The 18,218-nt window shown below is 72.9% G+C and carries 13 protein-coding genes; 6 read left to right on the top strand and 7 right to left on the bottom strand.

Features of this window, described 5'->3' with window-relative positions; translation table 11 throughout:
• Positions 1-78: 78 nt before the first annotated feature.
• The 5 genes from mvk to MON03_RS13370 are packed head-to-tail and all read left to right on the top strand — an operon-like array spanning position 79 to position 5,410.
• Entirely contained in the window at positions 79-1,101 is a 1,023-nt protein-coding gene (gene mvk, locus MON03_RS13390) for a mevalonate kinase (RefSeq protein ID WP_242088911.1), read from the top strand.
• The gene (gene mvaD, locus MON03_RS13385) at positions 1,098-2,102 is read left to right on the top strand and encodes a diphosphomevalonate decarboxylase (RefSeq protein ID WP_022904545.1); all 1,005 of its coding nucleotides are present in this window, start codon (positions 1,098-1,100) and stop codon (positions 2,100-2,102) included. The genes mvk and mvaD overlap by 4 nt, the downstream gene beginning before the upstream one ends.
• Positions 2,099-3,199: a phosphomevalonate kinase gene (locus MON03_RS13380; protein WP_175328018.1), complete on the top strand. Its 1,101-nt coding sequence runs from the start codon at positions 2,099-2,101 to the stop codon at positions 3,197-3,199. The genes mvaD and MON03_RS13380 overlap by 4 nt, the downstream gene beginning before the upstream one ends.
• Positions 3,192-4,253 (top strand): hydroxymethylglutaryl-coenzyme A reductase family protein, encoded by a 1,062-nt coding sequence (locus MON03_RS13375; protein WP_022904547.1) that lies wholly within the window; start codon positions 3,192-3,194, stop codon positions 4,251-4,253. The genes MON03_RS13380 and MON03_RS13375 overlap by 8 nt, the downstream gene beginning before the upstream one ends.
• Positions 4,250-5,410 (top strand): hydroxymethylglutaryl-CoA synthase, encoded by a 1,161-nt coding sequence (locus MON03_RS13370; RefSeq protein ID WP_242088908.1) that lies wholly within the window; start codon positions 4,250-4,252, stop codon positions 5,408-5,410. Before MON03_RS13375 ends, MON03_RS13370 begins: the two co-directional genes overlap by 4 nt.
• Positions 5,411-5,625: 215 nt before the next feature.
• On the opposite strand, the gene MON03_RS13365 is transcribed toward MON03_RS13370, so the two are convergent.
• The 5 genes from MON03_RS13365 to MON03_RS13345 all read right to left on the bottom strand — a co-directional run bounded on the left by MON03_RS13365 (position 5,626) and on the right by MON03_RS13345 (position 16,232).
• On the bottom strand, positions 5,626-6,609 hold the full coding sequence (locus MON03_RS13365) for an SRPBCC family protein (protein WP_242088905.1): 984 nt from the start codon (positions 6,607-6,609) through the stop codon (positions 5,626-5,628).
• A 115-nt stretch (positions 6,610-6,724) separates the two neighbouring features.
• A complete protein-coding gene (locus tag MON03_RS13360) occupies positions 6,725-7,069 on the bottom strand; it encodes an ArsR/SmtB family transcription factor (RefSeq protein ID WP_242088903.1) in 345 nt (114 codons plus the stop codon).
• Positions 7,070-7,220: 151 nt separating this feature from the next.
• Positions 7,221-9,008: a sulfite reductase subunit alpha gene (locus MON03_RS13355; protein WP_242088901.1), complete on the bottom strand. Its 1,788-nt coding sequence runs from the start codon at positions 9,006-9,008 to the stop codon at positions 7,221-7,223.
• Entirely contained in the window at positions 9,005-14,581 is a 5,577-nt protein-coding gene (locus MON03_RS13350; protein WP_242088899.1) for a glutamate synthase-related protein, read from the bottom strand. The genes MON03_RS13355 and MON03_RS13350 overlap by 4 nt, the downstream gene beginning before the upstream one ends.
• A gap of 373 nt (positions 14,582-14,954) precedes the next feature.
• The gene (locus MON03_RS13345; RefSeq protein WP_242088898.1) at positions 14,955-16,232 is read right to left on the bottom strand and encodes a bifunctional glycosyltransferase family 2/GtrA family protein; all 1,278 of its coding nucleotides are present in this window, start codon (positions 16,230-16,232) and stop codon (positions 14,955-14,957) included.
• A gap of 121 nt (positions 16,233-16,353) precedes the next feature.
• Here MON03_RS13345 and MON03_RS13340 point away from each other — a divergent pair, with 121 nt between their 5' ends.
• The gene (locus tag MON03_RS13340) at positions 16,354-17,172 is read left to right on the top strand and encodes a helix-turn-helix transcriptional regulator (RefSeq protein WP_242088895.1); all 819 of its coding nucleotides are present in this window, start codon (positions 16,354-16,356) and stop codon (positions 17,170-17,172) included.
• A gap of 38 nt (positions 17,173-17,210) precedes the next feature.
• Here MON03_RS13340 and MON03_RS13335 read toward each other — a convergent pair whose 3' ends face one another.
• Both MON03_RS13335 and MON03_RS13330 read right to left on the bottom strand, forming a co-directional pair.
• Complete coding sequence (locus MON03_RS13335; RefSeq protein ID WP_242088894.1) at positions 17,211-17,702, bottom strand: hypothetical protein; 492 nt, start codon at positions 17,700-17,702, stop codon at positions 17,211-17,213.
• A gap of 240 nt (positions 17,703-17,942) precedes the next feature.
• Entirely contained in the window at positions 17,943-18,218 is a 276-nt protein-coding gene (locus MON03_RS13330; RefSeq protein ID WP_175328026.1) for a hypothetical protein, read from the bottom strand.

Genomic DNA, 18,218 nt, shown 5'->3' with positions numbered 1-18,218 from the left:
GGAGCCCGCTCACCGCCGGGGTACGGCGGGCGTCGAGCACGCGCATGGGCACGGACGGTTAGGCTGACGTGACCCACGATGACCAGCAACCACCTCGACCACTCCGCGGCACCCGCAGCCGGCGACACCCGCCGCACGGGACGCGCCGCCTCCCACGGCAAGACGATCCTCATCGGGGAGCACGCCGTGGTCCACGGCGCACCCGCACTCGTCCTGCCGGTCCTCGACGCCCGGGTGGTCGCGACGGTCACGCCGATCGACACCGCACCCGCCGTGCCGCACCCCGACGCCGACCCGGCGACCGGTCACCTGCTCGAGTCCGCGGTCCACACGGGTCCGCTCGACACCGCCCCCGCCGCGGTCCTGCCGACCGTCACCGCGGTGACCGCCACGCTGCGCCACTTCGGGGTCACCGACCGACGGTTCCACGTCCGGGTCGAGAGCGACGTCCCGACCGCGCGGGGCATGGGGTCGAGCGCCGCCGTGGCCGCCGCGGTCACCGCCGCGGTCGCCGACGCCCTCGGCCACACCCTCGACGCCGACACGCACCACGAGCTCGTCCAGGAGTGCGAGCGCATCGCCCACGGACGACCCTCCGGACTCGACGCACGCGGCGTGGTCGCCGACGCGCCGGTCTGGTTCGACGGCGGGCGGATCGAGCCCGTCGCGCTCGGGGCCCGGTTCACCTTCGTCGTCGCCGACACCGGCGTCCCCGGCCACACCCGGGAAGCCGTCGCGTCGGTCCGGGACCGCCTCGAGCGCGACCCCGTCGGCGTCCGCGGGACGATCGACGGGATCGGTGTCCTCGCGCACGCCGCCCGCGCCGCCCTCGAGCGCGGCGACGCCCGGGCGCTCGGTGCGAGCATGGACGCCGCCCACGGGCTGCTCGACGACCTCGGGGTGTCGAGCGGCGACCTCGACCGGCTCGTCGAGGCGGCCCGCGCCGCGGACGCACTCGGCGCCAAGCTCACGGGCGGCGGTCGCGGCGGCTGCGTCCTGGCCCTCGCCGCCGACGACGACCACGCGGACCGGATCGCGGCCGCACTCCGCGGCGCCGGCGCCGCAGCCACCTGGACCACCACGATCGGAGACCGCGCATGACCACCGCAACGGCCGTCGCGCACCCCAACATCGCCCTCGTCAAGTACTGGGGCAAGGCGGACGCGTCGCTCGCGCTGCCCGCGACCGGCAGCGTGTCGATGGGTCTCGACGTCTTCCCCACGACGACGACGGTCACGGTCGGCGCCGCCGAGGACACCCTGACGCTCAACGGCGCCGCGACGACCGACGGCGCGCTGGTCCGGGTCACGCAGTTCCTCGACCTCGTGCGCGACCTCGCCGGCTCCACCGACCGCGCCGCCGTCGTCAGTGACAACACCGTGCCGACCGGCGCCGGCCTCGCCTCGAGCGCCTCCGGCTTCGCCGCGCTCGCCACCGCCGCGGCCGCTGCCTACGGACTCGACCTCTCCCCGCGCGACCTCTCGCGGCTCGCCCGACGTGGTTCCGGATCGGCCACGCGGTCGATCCCCGGTGGCGTCGCGGTCTGGCACGCCGGCGACGACCAGGGCTCCTACGCGGAACCCGTGCCCGCGCCGCCGATGGCGATGGTGGTCGTCACGATCGACGCCGGACCGAAGCCGATCGGCTCCCGCGAGGCCATGCGCCGCACCATCGCGACGTCGCCGTTCTACCCTGCGTGGGTGACGTCGACGACCGAGACGGTCACCGACGTGCTGACCGCCTGTGCGGCGGGCGACTTCACCCGCATCGGCGAGCTCACCGAGAGCAACGCGCTCCGCATGCACGCCACGATCGAGGGCGCGTTCCCGCCGATCCGGTACCTCACCGCCCGCAGCGTCGCGGTGTTCGACGCCGTCGCCGGACTCCGGGCCGACGGACTGCAGGCGTGGGCCACCGCGGACGCCGGTCCGAACGTCGTCGTCCTCACCACGCCCGAGGACCGCGGGGCGGTGGCCGCCGCCCTCGCCGGGTACGGGGACGTCATCGAGTCCGGCACCGGACCAGGCGCGCACCTGCTCCGCTCCGAAGACACGGAGGCGCCCGGGCCGGGCGTCGTCCGACCCGAGGAGTCCGCCGAGTGATCGAGTTCCGCGCCCACGGCAAGCTGTTCGTCGCGGGGGAGTACGCCGTCGTCGAGCCCGGGCAGCCGTCCGTGCTCATCGCGCTCGACCGCGCCATCACGGCCCGGGTGAGCGAGGGCCGCGGCGCCGGCAGCGTGCACTCCGAGGAGTACGGCCACCTGCCGCTGACGTGGACCCGGGCCGAGGACGGCCTCGCGCTCGACCGGGAGCACCACCCGTACGACTACGTGATGGCGACCATCGACCTCGTCGAGAAGCTCCGGGCCGAACGGGGGATCGCACCGCGGTTCCACGACCTCCGCATCCAGAGCCAGCTCGACGACGCGAGCGGCCGGAAGTTCGGCCTGGGGTCCTCCGCCGCCGTCACGGTCGCGACCGTCGGCGCCCTCGACCGCTTCTACGGCCTCGGCCTCAGCCAGCGCGACCGCTTCCGGGTGGCGCTCCTGGCGACCATCCGGGTGAACCCCCGGGCCTCCGGGGGCGACCTCGCCGCGAGCACCTTCGGCGGCTGGCTCCGCTACAGCGCCCCGGACCGCGAACTACTCGCCGCGCTGCTGCAGCCCTCGCCAGACCGCGGTGACGGCAGCGTCTCGGGCATCCTCGACGACACCGACGCGTGGACGGGCTTCGACGTGCAGCGCCTCCCGGCGCCCGCGGACCTGCGGCTCCTCGTCGGCTGGACCGGTTCGCCGGCGTCGACGACGAAGCTCGTCAGCGTCGTGCGCGAGCACCGGAACGGCGGGTACCAGGCGTTCCTCGACGAGAGCCGGGCCTGCGTCGACGACCTCACCACGGGCCTCCAGACCGGCGACGCCGAGCGCACGCTCGACGCGCTCCGTCGCGCCCGCGTCCTGCTGCAGCGCCTCGGCGCGTCCGTCGGGTCGCAGATCGAGACCGACCGGCTCGCCACCCTGTGCGACGTGGTCGAGGCCGCCGGCGGCGCGGCCAAGCCCTCCGGTGCCGGCGGCGGTGACTGCGGCATCGCGCTCGTCCCGGCGGACACCGACCTCACCGCCATCCACCGCGCCTGGGAGGCGCACGACATCAGGCACCTCAGCGTCGCGGTGCAGGCGCCCGAAGGAGACCTCGATGACTGACCTGACCACCCCGATCCCGACCAAGTGGGTCGGTCCGATCCGCGTGAGCGGCAACGCGGTCGAGGGCGAGCACGAGGTGCCGCTCGCGACGTACGAGTCGCCGCTCTGGCCGTCCGTGGGCCGTGGCGCCCGGATCTCGCGCATGGTCGAGGGCGGCATCGTCGCGACCGTCGTCGACGAACGCATGACCCGGTCCGTCGTGGTCCGCGCCGAGAGCGCAGCGGCCGCGCACGCCGCCACCGGACGCATCCTCGCGCGGCAGGCCGAACTCGAGGCGCTCGTCGCCGGGCAGAGCCGGTTCGCGAAGCTCATCGAGGTGCACCCCGAGATCGTGGGCGACCTGCTGTTCCTGCGCTTCGCGTTCACCACGGGCGACGCCTCGGGGCACAACATGGTCACCCAGGCGGCGGACACGCTCCTGCCGGCGATCCTCGCGTGGGAGCCGGGTCTGCAGTACGTCAGCATCTCGGGCAACTTCTGCACCGACAAGAAGGCCACCGCGGTGAACGGCATCCGCGGTCGCGGTCGGAACACCGTCGCCGAGATCGTGATCCCGGGCGAGGTCGTCGAGAAGCGCCTGCGGTCCACCCCCGAGCGGATCGCCGAGCTCAACGTCGCCAAGAACCTCATCGGCTCCACCATCGCCGGGGCGCTGCGCTCCGCGAACGCGCACTACGCGAACATGCTCCTCGGGTTCTACCTCGCCACCGGCCAGGACGCCGCGAACATCGTCGAGGGCTCCCAGGGCATCACCACGGCCTCGGTGCGCGGCGACGACCTGTACTTCTCGACCGCGCTCCCGCACCTCATCGTCGGCACGGTCGGCAACGGCAAGGGCGGCGACCTGCCCGTCGTCGAGGACGCCCTCGTCCGCCTCGGCTGCCGCGAGGACCGCGCGCCCGGCGAGAACGCCCGCCGCCTGGCAGCCCTGTGCGCCGCGACGGTGCTGTGCGGCGAGCTGTCGCTGCTCGCGGCGCAGACGAACCCGGGAGAACTCATGGCAGCGCACGTCGCGATGGAACGACGTGGCGCGGCAGCAGGAGGTGCAGCATGACCGCCATCGGCATCCACGACATCGCGATCGCGACCGGACACCACGTCCTCGAGCTCGACGACCTGGCAGAGCGCCTCGGCGTGGACCCCGCGAAGTACCACGTCGGCATCGGACAGGACGCCTTCAGCGTGCCGGCGCCGGACGAGGACATCGTCACGATGGGCGCCGCAGCCGCGAAGGAGGTCATCGACCGCCACGGCGTCGACGGCATCCGGACCGTGCTGTTCGCCACCGAGTCCGGCGTCGACCAGTCCAAGGCCGCCGGCGTGTTCGTGCACGGGCTGCTCGGGCTGCCGCAGTCGGTCCGGGTGGTCGAGCTGAAGCAGGCCTGCTACGGCGGCACTGCTGCCGTGCAGCTCGCCCTCGGGATCGTCGCCCGGTCGCCGCAGGAGCGCGTGCTCGTCATCGCGGCGGACGTCGCGCGGTACGACGTCGACACCGCGGCCGAGCCCACGCAGGGTGCCGGAGCGGCGGCGCTCCTCATCAGCGCCGACCCCGACCTCATCGAGATCGAGCCGGCCGCCGGCGTCTTCACCGCCGACGTCGACGACTTCTGGCGGCCGAACGACCGCTCGACCGCGCTCGTCGACGGGCGGCTGTCGGTCACGGCGTACGTCGACGCGTTCGTCGGGGCGTGGGACGACCTCGTCGCGCAGGGCGGCCCCGGCTACGAGGACATCGCGCGCTGGGTCCACCACCAGCCCTTCACGAAGATGGCGATCAAGGCGCACCGGAAGCTCGCCCAGCACGTCGGGCAGCCGTTCGACGAGTCGGAGCTCGCCGTCGGGTTTACGTACAACAAGCAGACCGGCAACACCTACACGGCGTCGATCTGGATCGCGCTCGCGGCCCTGCTCGACCTCGACGACGAGCTCGACGGGCAGCGGCTCGCGATGTTCAGCTACGGGTCCGGCAGCGTCGGGGAGCTCCTCACCGGCATCGTCCGGGCGGGGTACCGCACGCACCGCCGGGAGGGCCGCGTCCGCGCGGTGCTCGACGCCCGGGTCCCGCTGACGGTGGACGCCTACCGGGAGCTCCACGCCGCCGGTGCCGCGACGAGCGAGGACACCGACCGACCGCGGGTCACCACGGCGCCGTACCGGTTCGCCGGGGTGCGCGGCGGTGCCCGCCGCTACGAGCCGACCGCGCAGGACTGACGCGCGCCGCGCGCCGCGCGCCGCGTCTCGTGGCGGAGCCGCCGAGTCTCGTGATCAGCGACTGATCTCGTACCGATGAGCGCGAGAGTCGTCGCTCAGGGCGAATCTCGTGGCGGCGCCCGCGCCCAGCGCGACCCCAACGGCGGCCGGGAGGCGCGTGACGGCGCCGCCACGGGCCTCCCGGCCGTCTGCTGGTCACGCCGTGACGCGACCGGTCAGGCGGTCGCGAGCACCTCGCGCTCCAGTCGCCGGTAGCTCGCCTCCATGCCGTCGGTCATCCCGGTGGCGAGGATCGCGTCTCGCTGCTCGACGCTCGGGTAGGTGACGAGCAGGGTCAGGAGCGTCGCACCGTCGACGTCCGCGAGCTGCAGGTCGTTCGTGTTCGGCGGGTACGGGGCACCGGTCATCGCCTCGGTGCTGACGATCCGGCGCTCGGGCTGCACGAGGGTGTTCTCGCCCTCGAAGCCGAACGGCTCGCCGGCGGTGTCACCGACCGGGGCCCAGGCCTGCCGGAAGCGTCCGCCCACCACGAGGTCGTTCTCGCAGACGGTCATCTCCCAGCCGTCCGGGCCGAGCAGCCACCGGCGCATCAGGTCCGGCTCGGTGTGGGCCCGCCAGACGGCGTGCCGCGGGGCGTCGAACGCGCGGGTGAACCGCACGTGGGTGTCGTCGAGGACCTCGGTGACGACACCCCTGCCGAGCGCGTACTCGCGGAGGTCGGCGAGCACCCGGTCGAGCTGGCCGAACGCCTCGGCGTAGCCCTGCTCCATGCCCATCGCGAGGAGGGTCTCGAGCGCCTCGGCCGTCGGGAACGTCGTGGTGATGCGCACCCGGGAGCCGGACTCGGTCGGCTCGAAGTCGAGGACGCTCGTGCTCGGCGGCTGCGCTGCGTCGACCTCGCCGTCCTCGGTCGCGAACAAGTCGTCGAACGCGAGTCGGGTGGGGGCGTCCACCGCGATCACGAGCCAGACGGACCGGTAGACCTCCCCGTCCGGGCCGGTCATGTCGTAGCGGGCTCGGCCGCCGGGGCGGAGGTCGAACTCCGAGAACGTCGCCGGGTAGCTCGGCGGTCCCCAGAACCGTTCGAGACGGCGGGGGTCGGTGAAGGCTCCCCAGAGTCGTTCGACGGGGACGGGGAAGTCCGCGACGAGCGTGGTCGTCAGGGCTTCCGGGTCGGTGTGGACGCTGGTGACGGGCATGGTCGCTCCCTCGTCGGGTCGGTGGTCGTGGTCTCGGTGGTGGTGGTCGTCTTGGTGGTGGTGGTCGTCTCGGTGGTCGTGGTCTCGGTGGTGTTCGTGGTCTCGATGGTGTTCGTCAGTGCTCGTCGTCGCCGGCGAGCAGGCTGTCGAGTCGGTCGATGCGGCCACGCCAGAGCCGGCCGTACTCCTCGAGCAGCCCGCGCACGCGGTCGAGCTGCTCGGGATCGGCGCGCACGATGCGGACGCGTCCGCGTGGTTCCTTGGTCACGAGTCCTGCTCCCTCGAGGACGGTGACGTGCTTCTGCACGGCGGCGAACGACATGTCGTACGCCTCCGCGAGTCCGGAGACGGTGGCACCGTCGGCGAGGGTCCGCCGGACGATGTCGCGTCGCGTCGCGTCGGCGAGCGCGTGGAACACGCGGTCGACCTCGGCGTCGCTGAGTGCTGTTCGTACAACCATTTGGTTGTACGTTACGCCGCGCGCGACGCAGGCGCAAGGTCCGGGCCGCAGCACGAGTCTCGGGCAGGCGGACAGATCTCGCGCTGCGGAGCACGAGAAGTGTCCGGGTGGCCGAGACTCGGCTCTGCCGCGACCCGTGACCGCCCGCGCCTCAGTACACGTCGCGGACGTACCGCTTCGCGCGCCGCAGGTCGGCCAGGTACGCGTCCGCGTCCTCCGCCCCGCGCCCGAGCTGCCCGGCGATGACGTCGAGCAGCGCCTGCTCGACGTCCTTCGCCATCCGCGAGGCATCGCCGCACACGTACACGAACGCGCCGTCCTCGAGCCACCGGTACAGCTCGGCCGCCTGCTCCCGCATCCGGGTCTGCACGTACACCTTCTCGGCCTGGTCCCGCGAGAACGCGAGGTCGAGCCGGGTCAGCACACCGCGGTCCTGCAGGTCGGTCAGCTCGTCCTCGTACACGAAGTCCGTGTCGCGGTGCTGGTCGCCGAAGAACAGCCAGTTGCGGCCGGTCGCCCCGGCGGCGGCCCGCTCGTGGAGGAACCCGCGGAACGGCGCGATGCCGGTGCCCGGGCCGATCATCACGATCGGCGCGTCCCCGTCGGCCGGCACCCCGAACGCGGCGTTCGGCTGGAGGTACACGTCGACCTCACCGTCGGCCTGCACCCGGTCGGCCAGGTACGTCGAGGCGACACCGGCGTGGGACCGGTGGACGTCGCCGTAGCGGACGGACGCGACCGTGAGGTGGACGCGACCGGCGTGCGCGAGCGGGCTCGACGAGATCGAGTACTGCCGCGCCTGCAGTCCGCGGAGGTTCGGCAGCAGCTGCTCCATCGTCGGTGCCGCGGTCCCGGCGTCGCGGAGCAGGTCGAGGACGTCACGTCCCCACAGCCACCGGTCGAGCTCGTGCTTGTCGCCGTGCGACACGACGGCCGCGAGCTCCGACCCGGGAGCACGCTGGACGAGGTCCGCCACGAGGTCCTTCGACGGCGTGCGGATCTCGCGGTCGAGGCGCAGGACCTCACCGAGGGGCCGGCCGTCGACGTCCGTGCCGCCGTCCGCGCCGAGGTGCGTCAGCAGCTGGTCGACGAGCGCCGGGTCGTTGTGGGGCACCACGGCGAGGGCGTCCCCGGCCGCGTACTCGATGCCCGAGTCCCCGAGGTCGAACTCGAAGTGACGGATCTCCTTCGCGCTGCGCGGCGAGGAGAGCAGCCGGTTCGCGACGAGCGGGGCCCGGTACGGGTTGCGCTTGTTCCACTGCGATCCCGGCCGGGAGGCACGGCTCACGCCCGCCCCGCCGGCTGCGGACCCGGAGGCGGTCACCCCGGCGGTTGGGCCGCCCGCACCGGGCTGGGCTCCGGCCTCGGCGGCGAGCCGGTCGAGCACGGCCGCGCTCCACAGCGCCGCGGGGTCCTCGAAGTCGACGTCGCAGTCGACGCGCTCGTGGATGCGCGTCGCGCCGAGCTGCTCGAAGCGGGTGTCGAGGAGCTTGCCGGCCTGGCAGAACTCGTCGTAGCTGGTGTCCCCGAGGCCGAGGACGGCGTAGTGCAGCCCCTCGAGCCGCGGCACCGTCGACGCCTGGATCGCGTCCCAGAACAGTCCGGCGTTGTCGGGCATCTCGCCCTCGCCGTAGGTCGAGGTGACGACGAGCACGTTCGACATCGCCGCGAGCTGCTCCGGCGTGACCGCGTCGAGCGGCGTCGCACGGCCGCCGAGGCCCCGGGCCTTCGCACCGACGACGAGCTCGTCGGCGAGGAACTCGGCGTTGCCGGTCTGCGTGCCGAAGAGCACGTCGACCGTGGTCGTCGGGGCACCACCGGAGGCGCGCTTGCCCGCTGCGGCGATGCCCGCGATGAACCCGGCGAGCCAGGACTCCTGGGCCGCCGAGAACGGTGCGTCGACCGGGATCAGGGCACCGGTCGGGGGAAGCGTGCTCATGCCGACACCACCTCGGTCGGGGCCTGCGGTGCGCGGCCGGCGATGTCCTCGAGCGCGGCGTTCGCGAGCAGCTCGTCGAAGCGGGCAGCCCGGACACGACCGGCGTTCTTGGCGTTCTGGTGCATGATCCACCCCGTGGTGCCCGGCATGTCCGTGCTGCGGTTGTTCCGCTGCGCGAGCGCACGCTTCGAGTCGTCGAGCCGCTTGACGGCGATGAGGGTCGCGAGCTCGTCGTCCGCGAACCGGTCGAAGGTGCCGCGGAGGTACTTGACGACGCGCTGCTTGACCTGGAAGTCCTCGGTCAGGATGAGGTTCCGGACCGCCTCCGTCACCCGCGGGTCCGAGGAGCCGGCGCCCGGGACACGCCCCTGCGCCACGTCCTGCGCGACCCCGAGCACCGTGTAGGACGACAGCAGCGAGAACATGTCCTCGCCCTGGTCGCCGAGCGCGGGGGCACGGCCGCCGAGCACGGTGCGCTGGTCGCGGTAGTCGACCTTGAACGCACGCAGCTTGTCGGTCGCCACCGAGTTCGCGAGCTCGTCGAGGAGCTCCGCCCGGGTCGCGGCCGCGAGGATCTCGTCGGCGTCCTGGCTGAGCAGCAGCGCGCGCGGCATGCCGACGTACACGTGCTGGCGGGTGGTCTCCCACTCGGCGAGCAGTCGCTCGGCGAGGGGTGATCCCGTGGCCTCGAGGTGCCACTCGAGCAGGAGTCGGGCCGCGGCCTCGTGGAACGCGCCCCGGTCGGTCTCGGTGACCGGGAAGACCAGGAGCGAGTCGGTGCTCGCGCGCTCGGTGACCGCGCCCGACGGGTCGTACTGGTACAGGAACCCGCCGGACATGCCGTTGCCGAGCCCCTTGCCGTACGCGCCGAGGTTGAACACCGCGCCGCCGGTCATGTACTCGCACCCGAAGTCGCCGATGCCCTCGACGACGGCGGTCGCGCCCGAGTTGCGGACGGCGAACCGGTCACCCGCCTCGCCCTCGACGAACGTGCGACCACCGGTGGCGCCGAACAGTGCGAAGTTGCCGACGAGGACGTTGCCGCCCCGCTCGACGCTGCCGCCGCCGGGTGCCCGGACGACGATCCGGCCACCGGACTGGCTCTTGCCGACACCGTCGTTCGCGGTCCCGACGTGCTCGAGCGTGATGCCGTCGTTCGTGAAGACCCCGTAGGACTGGCCGGCGGAGCCGCTCGTGCGGATCGTCACGGCACCGTCGACGAGGCGACGCCGACCGCGGTCGTCCGTCGCGATCGCCGGGTGCGCGGACAGGTCGACCCCGCGCAGCTCGTGGTTGAGCAGGCGCTCGACGTCGATGCCCAGCTGGCCGCCGACCGACTTGTCGGCGTTGCCGAGCACGACGCCGTCGACGGTCAGGGCGTGCTCGTGGCCCTCGACCAGGGCCGTGCGGACCTGGTCGATGAGCGCGTCGTCGGTCCGGAAGTCCTTCTCGAGGTACTCCGGGTCCGTCACGACCTTCTCCGGCACCTGCGCGAGCAGGTTCCGGACGTCCAGCCGCCCGACGCTCGCCGGGTGGTCGAGGAGCTGCAGCAGGTCGGTGCGACCGCGGGCCTCGCGGAGGGAGCGCAGACCGAGGCGGGCGAGGATCTGGCGCACGTCGTGGGCGATGTTGAGCAGGTACTGCGCGAGCGCACGCGGGTCGCCCTCGAACGCCTCGGCGTTCGTGGTGAGGCCCGCCGGGCACTTCACGTTGCAGTTCTTCGCCATCACGCAGCCGAGCATCATGAGCGCGGTCGTGCCGAACTCGAACGAGTCCCCGCCGAGCAGCGCGCTCGTGACGACGTCCGACCCGGTCTGGTGCGCACCCGAGCAGCGGAGCGTGACCTTCTGGCGCAGGCCGTTCGCGACGAGGGCCTGGTGCACCTCGGCCACACCGATCTCCGCCGACCGCCCGGCGTACTTCAGGCTGGTGACGGCCGCGGCGCCCGTGCCGCCGGTGTTCCCGGCGACGTTGATGACGTCGGCGCCGGCCTTGGCCACACCGACCGCGATCGTGCCGATGCCCTCGGAGGACACGAGCTTCACGACCACCCGCACCCGGGCGGCCTTGCAGTCGTGGATGAGCTGCGCGAGGTCCTCGATCGAGTACGTGTCGTGGTGCGGCGGCGGCGAGATGAGCTCGACGCCCGGCGTGCCGCCGCGGGCCGCCGCGATGTCGACGGTGACCTTCGGCGCGGGCAGCTGACCGCCCTCGCCGGGCTTCGCGCCCTGACCGATCTTGATCTCGAGCTCCTCGAGCATCGGGTCGGCGAGGTAGCCCGCCCAGATGCCGAAGCGCCCCGAGGCGAACTGCTTGATGCGCGAACCGCGGATGGTGCCGTAGCGGGAGTGGTGTTCGCCGCCCTCGCCGGAGTTCGACATGCCCCCGACCATGTTCGTGCCGTGCGCGACGGCCTCGTGCGCCGTGGCGACGAGGGCGCCGTGGCTCATCGCGCCGGAGGCCAGCGTGCGGGTGATCTCGTGCGCCGGCTGGACCTCGGCCACGTCCACGCTCGCCGGTGCCTGCTGCAGGATGCCGAGCAGGTCGGCTGCGGCGCCGGTGGCGCGGAGCGTCACCCGGTCGTCGGCGACGGAGTCGACGTCGACCAGGCCCGGGTGCAGGAGGGCGAGCCCGTCCGCGAGGGCACGGTGGCGCTGCGCACCCGTGGGACCGGTCGAGGTGAGCTCCAGACGGAACCGCACCGTGCCTCCCGGCATTCCCTCGGAGGACGCGCGCGAGCCGGAGAGCCCACGCACGGTGACGCTGGCGTTGCCGACGGTCGCGAAGCGGCCGAGTTCGCGCGCGAAGTCCTCCGCCTCGTCGATGCCGGTGACGTCCGCGGGCAACGCGAGCACGTCGCGGAGCGCGGCGGGACGGCGCGACCGCTCGTCGTGCGTCGTCTGCAGGAACGAGACGTAGCCGGGCGTGATGCGGTGCCCGTCGATCTCGGCGTCGCTCAGCCGGTCGTAGCCGGTGTTCCGGTACGCCGCGTCGGAGATGCCGAACGAGTCGTCGAGCTGCCCGAGGGTGAGCAGCCGCAGCGCGTCCGAGTCACCGGAGCGCTCGAAGGCCGGGCGCTCCTCGGTCATGCCGCCGAAGCCGCGGACGCTCGCGACACCGAACGAGTGCCCGGCGCCGTCCGAGCGCTCCTTGAACAGGCCGAGGAGCGGCACCTGGCCCTCGGTCGCGACGCTGCGGGCACGCTCGTGCCAGTCCGTCGCCGCCTGTGCGATGCGGGTGAATCCGACGCCGCCGACCGGGGCGTCCATGTGCGGGAAGACCCGCGCGAACAGGTCGTCGCTCGTGTCGAGGTAGTTCGGCTCGAAGAACTCACCGCCGATGTAGCTCTCCGCCGTGCACAGGCCCACGCGGCCCATCGTCTTCGCGAGGGCCTTCTCAGCGGCCTTCCGGAAGCGCTTGAGGGCGAGGTCGGTCGCGGTGTGCTCACCGGCCGGGGCAGCCTCGGCGGGGTACTTCTCCTCCGCGCGGAGGCGGGCGCTCAGGCTGTAGACGGCCGAGGCACCGAAGCCGAGCGCCGTGGCGACGTGGTGGGACGACGGCAGCTGGCCGGACTCGGCGACGACGGAGACCCGCAGCCGCAGCCCGGTCTCGATGAGCCGCTGGTTGACGGCGGCCACCGCCAGGATGACGGGCAGCGCGGCGTGCGTCGAGGACACGCTGCGGTCGGTGAGGACCGCGATGCCGCCGGAACGCTCGGCGAACGCGGCGACGGCGTCGGCGAGCTGCTCGGTCGCCGCCCGCACCGCGTCGGCGTTCGCCTGCTCGTCGCCGAGCACCGGCACGTAGAGCATGTCGAAGCGCTCGAGCGGCACGATGTCCTGGTCCCGCAGGCGCACCATGTCGAGGTGCCCGAGGACGGGGGACTGCACCACGATCTGCCGGCTCGGCGCACCGTCCCCGCTGCCGGTCCCGTCGGGCTTGCTGCCGAGGGCGACACGCATCGACATGCCGTCGGCCTCGCGGATCGAGTCGAGCGGCGGGTTCGTCACCTGCGCGAAGCGCTGCGAGAAGTACTTCGCCATGCCGCCCTCGGTGTCGCTGAGGGCGTTGATGGCGTTGCCGTAGCCCATCGCCGAGATGCGCTCCGACCCGTTCTGGAGCATCGGGTCGAGCATGAACCGGAAGCTCTCCTGGTTCAGCGAGTAGGCCACGTACCGGCCCGCCAGCGACAGGTCGCCGTCGTAGCCGAGGGTCGTCGTGCCGCGCTGGTAGTCCGGCACGGGCAGGTCGTCCAGGTCGACACGTGCGGCCTCGAGGAGCTCCGCGTAGGGCTTGCGCTCCGCGAGCACGTCGAGCACCTCGCGCGTCCGCATGAGGGAGCCGGAGCGGTGGTCGACGACGAGCATGCCGCCGGCCTCGATCCGCCCGCGGTGCACGACGTCGGCGGCGTCGAACTCGACCTGCCCGGCCTCGGACGCCACGACGAGGTACTCGTCCGTCTGCACGGTGCGCAGCGGGCGGAGCCCGAGCCGGTCGAGTCGGGCACCCACGACGTCGCCGTCGCTGAAGATCACGGCCGCGGGGCCGTCGTTCTTCTCCTCGTAGAGCGAGAAGAACTCGAGCATGGCCCGGACGTCCGGCGTGAGCGTGCGGTCGTTCTCCCACGCCGGCGGCATGAGCGACACCACGGCCTCGACGATGTCCAGGCCGTCGTCGAACACGCGGCTCTGCAGGGTCTGGTCGAGACGGCTCGAGTCCGACTGCCCCGGGGGCCGGACGATGCTCCGGGTGCGGGCGCGCGCCAGCGCTTCGTCCGAGAGGCGGTTCTTCCGGTCCGTGTTGAGCTCGCCGTTGTGCGCCATGAGACGGAACGGCTGCGCCATCGTCGGGTGCGGCTCGGTGTTCGTCGAGAAGCGCGTGTGGAAGTAGAGCGTCCGCACCGAGTGCCGCGGGTCCGTGAGGTCGCGGAAGTACGAGATGACCTCGCCCGAGTTCAGCCGGCCCTTGAGGATCTGCGTCCGGGCGCTGAGCGACAGCGGGTACAGGGCGGCGTGCGGCGCGTGCGCCTCGGCGGCCTGGGTGTAGGAGACGCGCTCGACGGCGAGGAGCGCACGGTTCGCGGCGGCGTCGACCTCCGAGCGCTCCCAGGACGACGGCGCGCGGAACACCCACTGCACGATCGGCAGCTGGTACTGCTCGGCCTCGGGGCGCGTCACCGAGTGGTCCACGGGGACGTCCCGGACGACGAGGAGCTCGAAGCCCTCGTGCGTGATCGCGTCGGTGACGACCTGCTGGGCGGCTGCCCGCGCGTCGGCGCCGGACGGGGTGGTGTCGCGCGGCACGAAGCAGTTCGCGACGCCGAAGTGCCCGGCGCGCAGGGTCTCGCCGGTGATCGCGCTGAAGAACTCCACCGACAGGTCGATGCTCACGCCGGCGCCGTCCCCGACACCCTCGGCGGACTTGCCGCCGCGGTGGGGGATCGAGCAGAGCGCTGCGTCGCCCTTGCGGATCACGTCGTGCGTCGGCACCCCGTCGAGGCGGGTGATGAAGCCGACGCCGCAGTCGCTCGATTCGCGGGCAGGGTCGTGGAGACCGAAGGGGGAGTGGTTCACGTGCGGGTCCAGTGGAGCGTGTGCCGACAGGCAGCGGACGGCCACGCTGCTTCCTCGGAGCGCTCGCCGCGGGCATGCCGTCGGGTGACGGCCGGGCCCTGTGGGGTGATGGTGCGGTGAGGCGATGCTACGGCTTGGTATACCGCGGGCGCAACAGACCGGCCGGACGGGAGGCGCGGCGCGGGTCCGGCGGGCGTGCCCGGCCCGGCGCGTGGGCGCGCGGCGCGTGGCGCGTGGGCGCGCGGCGTTCTCCGCACGGTGCGAGGTTCCACACACGGTGGGACGGTGTCACCGTCCCACCGTGTGTGGAACCTCGCACCGTCGAGCGAGCCCCTCGCACCGTGCGAGGGGCTCGGGCGTGGGACCGGGGACGTCAGGCGGCGCGGTGCTCCTCGACCGGGATCGGCTCGGTGTCCGCGGCCGTGCTCGCGTCGGCCGCCGGGGTCGTGCCGGGCCGGATGAGCTCCGGACGCCGCCGGGAGCGGAACACCCAGGCCTTGAAGAGCACGAACCGGACCAGGGTCGCGAGCAGGTTCGCCCCCGTGAGCACGACGATCTCCGTGCCGTGCGAGGCGCCCGGGGTGGCGGCGTGGAGGACGACGAGCGACCCCGCCGTGATCGCCCACGCGATGCCGAACACGACGAGCCCCTGCACGTGGTGCATCCCCGCCCCCGCACGGCCCTTCACGCCGAAGGTGAAGCGCCGGTTGAGCGCGGTGTTCCCGATCGCGGTGAGCAGGAGCGCGAGGAAGTCCGCCGTCTGCGCGCCGATCGCCGGCCGGAACAGGGCGTACAGGACCGCGAACGCGATCGTGGACAGGACCCCGATCGCGCCGAAGCGCAGGACCTGCCCGACGATCCCGACGTGCGGCGGGGTGAAGGGGCGCCGGCCGATCGCGTCGTAGACCGGCGCGATCGGGATGCGGCCGGTGGCGAGCCCGCGTGACACCCGCCACATGCCCTTGAGGTCCTCCGTCGCGGTCGAGGCGATGTGCACCGACGAGTTGACGTCGTCGACCCAGTCGACCGGGACCTCGTGCACGCGGAGTCCGGCGTGCTCGGCCAGGACGAGCAGTTCGGTGTCGAAGAACCACGCGTCGTCCTCGCAGAGCGGCAGGAGGTGCTGCGCGGCCTCGCGGGTGACGGCCTTGAACCCGCACTGCGCGTCGGAGAAGTCGACCCCCATCGTCGTGCGGAGCAGCAGGTTGTACGAGCGGGAGATGAACTCGCGCTTCCCGCCGCGGACCACCCGCGACGAGCCCGCGAGTCGGGTGCCGATCGCGAGGTCGGAGTGCCCCGACAGCAGGGGTGCGACGAGCGGTTCGAGGGCGGCGAGGTCCGTGGACAGGTCCTCGTCCACGTACACGAGCACCTGCGCCTCCGACGCGCCCCAGACCGCTTTGAGCGCCCGCCCGCGTCCCTTGAGCGGCAGGTGCACCGCCCGGACCTCCGGGAGCATGGCCGCCAGGTCGTCGGCGATGCGAGCGGTGTCGTCGGTCGACGCGTTGTCCGCGATCGTGATCCGCCACGTGTGGTGCAGCGAGGTGCGGCAGAAGGTGTGCAGCCGTCGGACGTGCGTCGCGAGCGTGTCCTGCTCGTTGTAGCAGGGGACGACGATGTCGATGTCGAGGGTCTGGTTCGTCTCCGTCATGCCGATCAGACTCGGCAGCGGGGTCATGCGCACCGCAGCAGGACCCTGTGGCGGCCCTAAGAACGAACTCCCGGTGAACGACCGGACACGACAGGTGTCGTCCGGATACGGTCGAGCCACGATGACGACCGAGCGCGACGACGCCCAGCGGCCGGCCATGCTGCTCCCCGGTGAGCGGTTGGGTCTGTCGCTCGACGAGCGGTGCGCGGAGTTCGAGGCGCTCCTGCTCGAGCCCCCGCTGCACGGCATCCGCCGCCAGGGGCACGACTGGCTCCGGGAGCGGTACACCGAGATCGTGCCGATCGTCCTGCCCGCTGCCCTGCGCGCGGTCGAACGTGGTGAGCCGGTCGACCCGGGGAGCCTCGATCGGCTCCGGCGGGTGGCTGCTGCCCGCGCCGAGGACCCCCGGGTGGACCTCTCGGTCGTGCTCCGCGGGGCGCTGCCGGCGATCCGGGTCTTCGCCCTCGTGATGCACACGGCTGTCCGTGACCACGCGGGGCCGGCGGACCGCGCGGCGCGCACGATGCTCGCGATGAGCCGGGCGTCCCTCGTCGCCCACGAGCTCGGCTCGTGCTGGGCGGAGGCGTGGTCGCAGGAGCGTGGACGGGTGGCGGGCACCACCCCGGCGGAGGTCGATGCGGGCGAGATCGAGCTCGTGGCTCGGGCGCCCGGGCTCGACGAATCCGAGGAACGGATGCTGGCGCTCGCCGCACAGGGACTCTCGAACGACCAGATCGCCAGCGAGACGTCCTACAGCCGTCAGGCCGTCGCGTGGCACCTCGGGCGACTGATGCGCACCTGGAGGGCGCCGAACCGGACGGCCCTGGTGTCGGTCGCCTTCGTGCGGGGGTGGATCCGCGCTCGTGCCCACGGCCCCGGGGGATCGCGACGACCGCCCGAGCTCGGCGCAGCTGCCCGCACGGACGACGACACCCCCTGAGACCGAGGTCGCAGGGGGTGCTCGTCAGGGGCTGAGGGTCAGCCGCCGTTGACGTGGATGACGTTGTCGATGCGTTCGATGTTCCCGAACGCACCCCAGTTCAGCCAGCCGCCGTCGCCGTTGTTGGTGATCTTGCCGGCACCCTTGAACCAGTAGATGACGTAGTTGCCACCCTTGATGTCGATCGACTGGGCGTCGGCCACGTCGCCCTCGACGGTGATGTCCTGGTTCTTATTGACGACCGCGACCGTGAGGCGGTCCGGGTTCCCCGCGTTCCAGTACCCGACGTCGAGCGCGGCCTGCACGGCACCGCCGCGGTCGCTCTGGTCGTTGACCGCGTCGGCGATCGCGTTGACGATCGCGACCGGGTCGAGGTTGACGTTCACGCTCCCGCCGACGTCGGCCGTCGAGGAGCTCGGCGCCGGTTCCGCGGCCTGCGCCGGGGCGGCGACGAACGCGCCCGCGATGACCGCGCCGGTGATGGCGGTGCCGGTGGCGAGCTTGAGGGACGTGCGCTTGAACGAGTTCATGATCGTTTCCCATCTTCCGCATCGGTGACCCGGAGGTCGTGTTGCTCGGACAGGAACCAGCCTGCGTCGGCCTCGGTGCCGATGCACGCGATCGGGCGCGACGTTGGACGATCGTCTGACGCTCGGCCGCAGTGCACTCCCATCTGGGACACTCCGCCGCGAAGCCCCCTGGAGCGACCGCGCCCGAGCATCGGTGCACCGGCCTGCCCCGAGGTCAACCCGTGGTGCCGAGGACCACGGTCAACCCGTGGCGCCGAGGACCACCTGGACCACGCCGATCACGACGAGCACGGCGATGGGCACCCCCGCGATCCACAGACCGGCGCGCAACTGCGTCCGCCGGATCGTCGGGGCCGCGTGCGACGACTGGGCGAACCGGGTCGCGGCGACGAGCTCCGGCGCTGCCGCGGGCGGCTCGGGCTCGGGCTGGGGTCGGTCGTCCTCGAACGCCGGGACCTCGACGACGAAGTCCTCGGCGCGTGGCTGCCCCGGCAGCTGACGGTAGTCGTTCGGCAC

Source organism: Curtobacterium sp. DN_7.5, from assembly GCF_022655355.1.
In the GTDB taxonomy this organism is placed as follows: domain Bacteria; phylum Actinomycetota; class Actinomycetes; order Actinomycetales; family Microbacteriaceae; genus Curtobacterium; species Curtobacterium luteum.
The sequence above is the reverse complement of the archived record's forward strand: the minus strand, read 5'-3'. Positions and strand labels throughout refer to the sequence as shown.

Coding starts and splice junctions, on each gene's coding strand:
- mvk (WP_242088911.1), top strand. CDS start 79: ATGACCAGCAACCACCTCGACCACTCCGCGGCACCCGCAGCCGGCGAC.
- mvaD (WP_022904545.1), top strand. CDS start 1,098: ATGACCACCGCAACGGCCGTCGCGCACCCCAACATCGCCCTCGTCAAG.
- MON03_RS13375 (WP_022904547.1), top strand. CDS start 3,192: ATGACTGACCTGACCACCCCGATCCCGACCAAGTGGGTCGGTCCGATC.
- MON03_RS13370 (WP_242088908.1), top strand. CDS start 4,250: ATGACCGCCATCGGCATCCACGACATCGCGATCGCGACCGGACACCAC.
- MON03_RS13365 (WP_242088905.1), bottom strand. CDS start 6,609: ATGCCCGTCACCAGCGTCCACACCGACCCGGAAGCCCTGACGACCACG.
- MON03_RS13360 (WP_242088903.1), bottom strand. CDS start 7,069: ATGGTTGTACGAACAGCACTCAGCGACGCCGAGGTCGACCGCGTGTTC.
- MON03_RS13355 (WP_242088901.1), bottom strand. CDS start 9,008: ATGAGCACGCTTCCCCCGACCGGTGCCCTGATCCCGGTCGACGCACCG.
- MON03_RS13345 (WP_242088898.1), bottom strand. CDS start 16,232: ATGACGGAGACGAACCAGACCCTCGACATCGACATCGTCGTCCCCTGC.
- MON03_RS13340 (WP_242088895.1), top strand. CDS start 16,354: ATGACGACCGAGCGCGACGACGCCCAGCGGCCGGCCATGCTGCTCCCC.
- MON03_RS13335 (WP_242088894.1), bottom strand. CDS start 17,702: ATGAACTCGTTCAAGCGCACGTCCCTCAAGCTCGCCACCGGCACCGCC.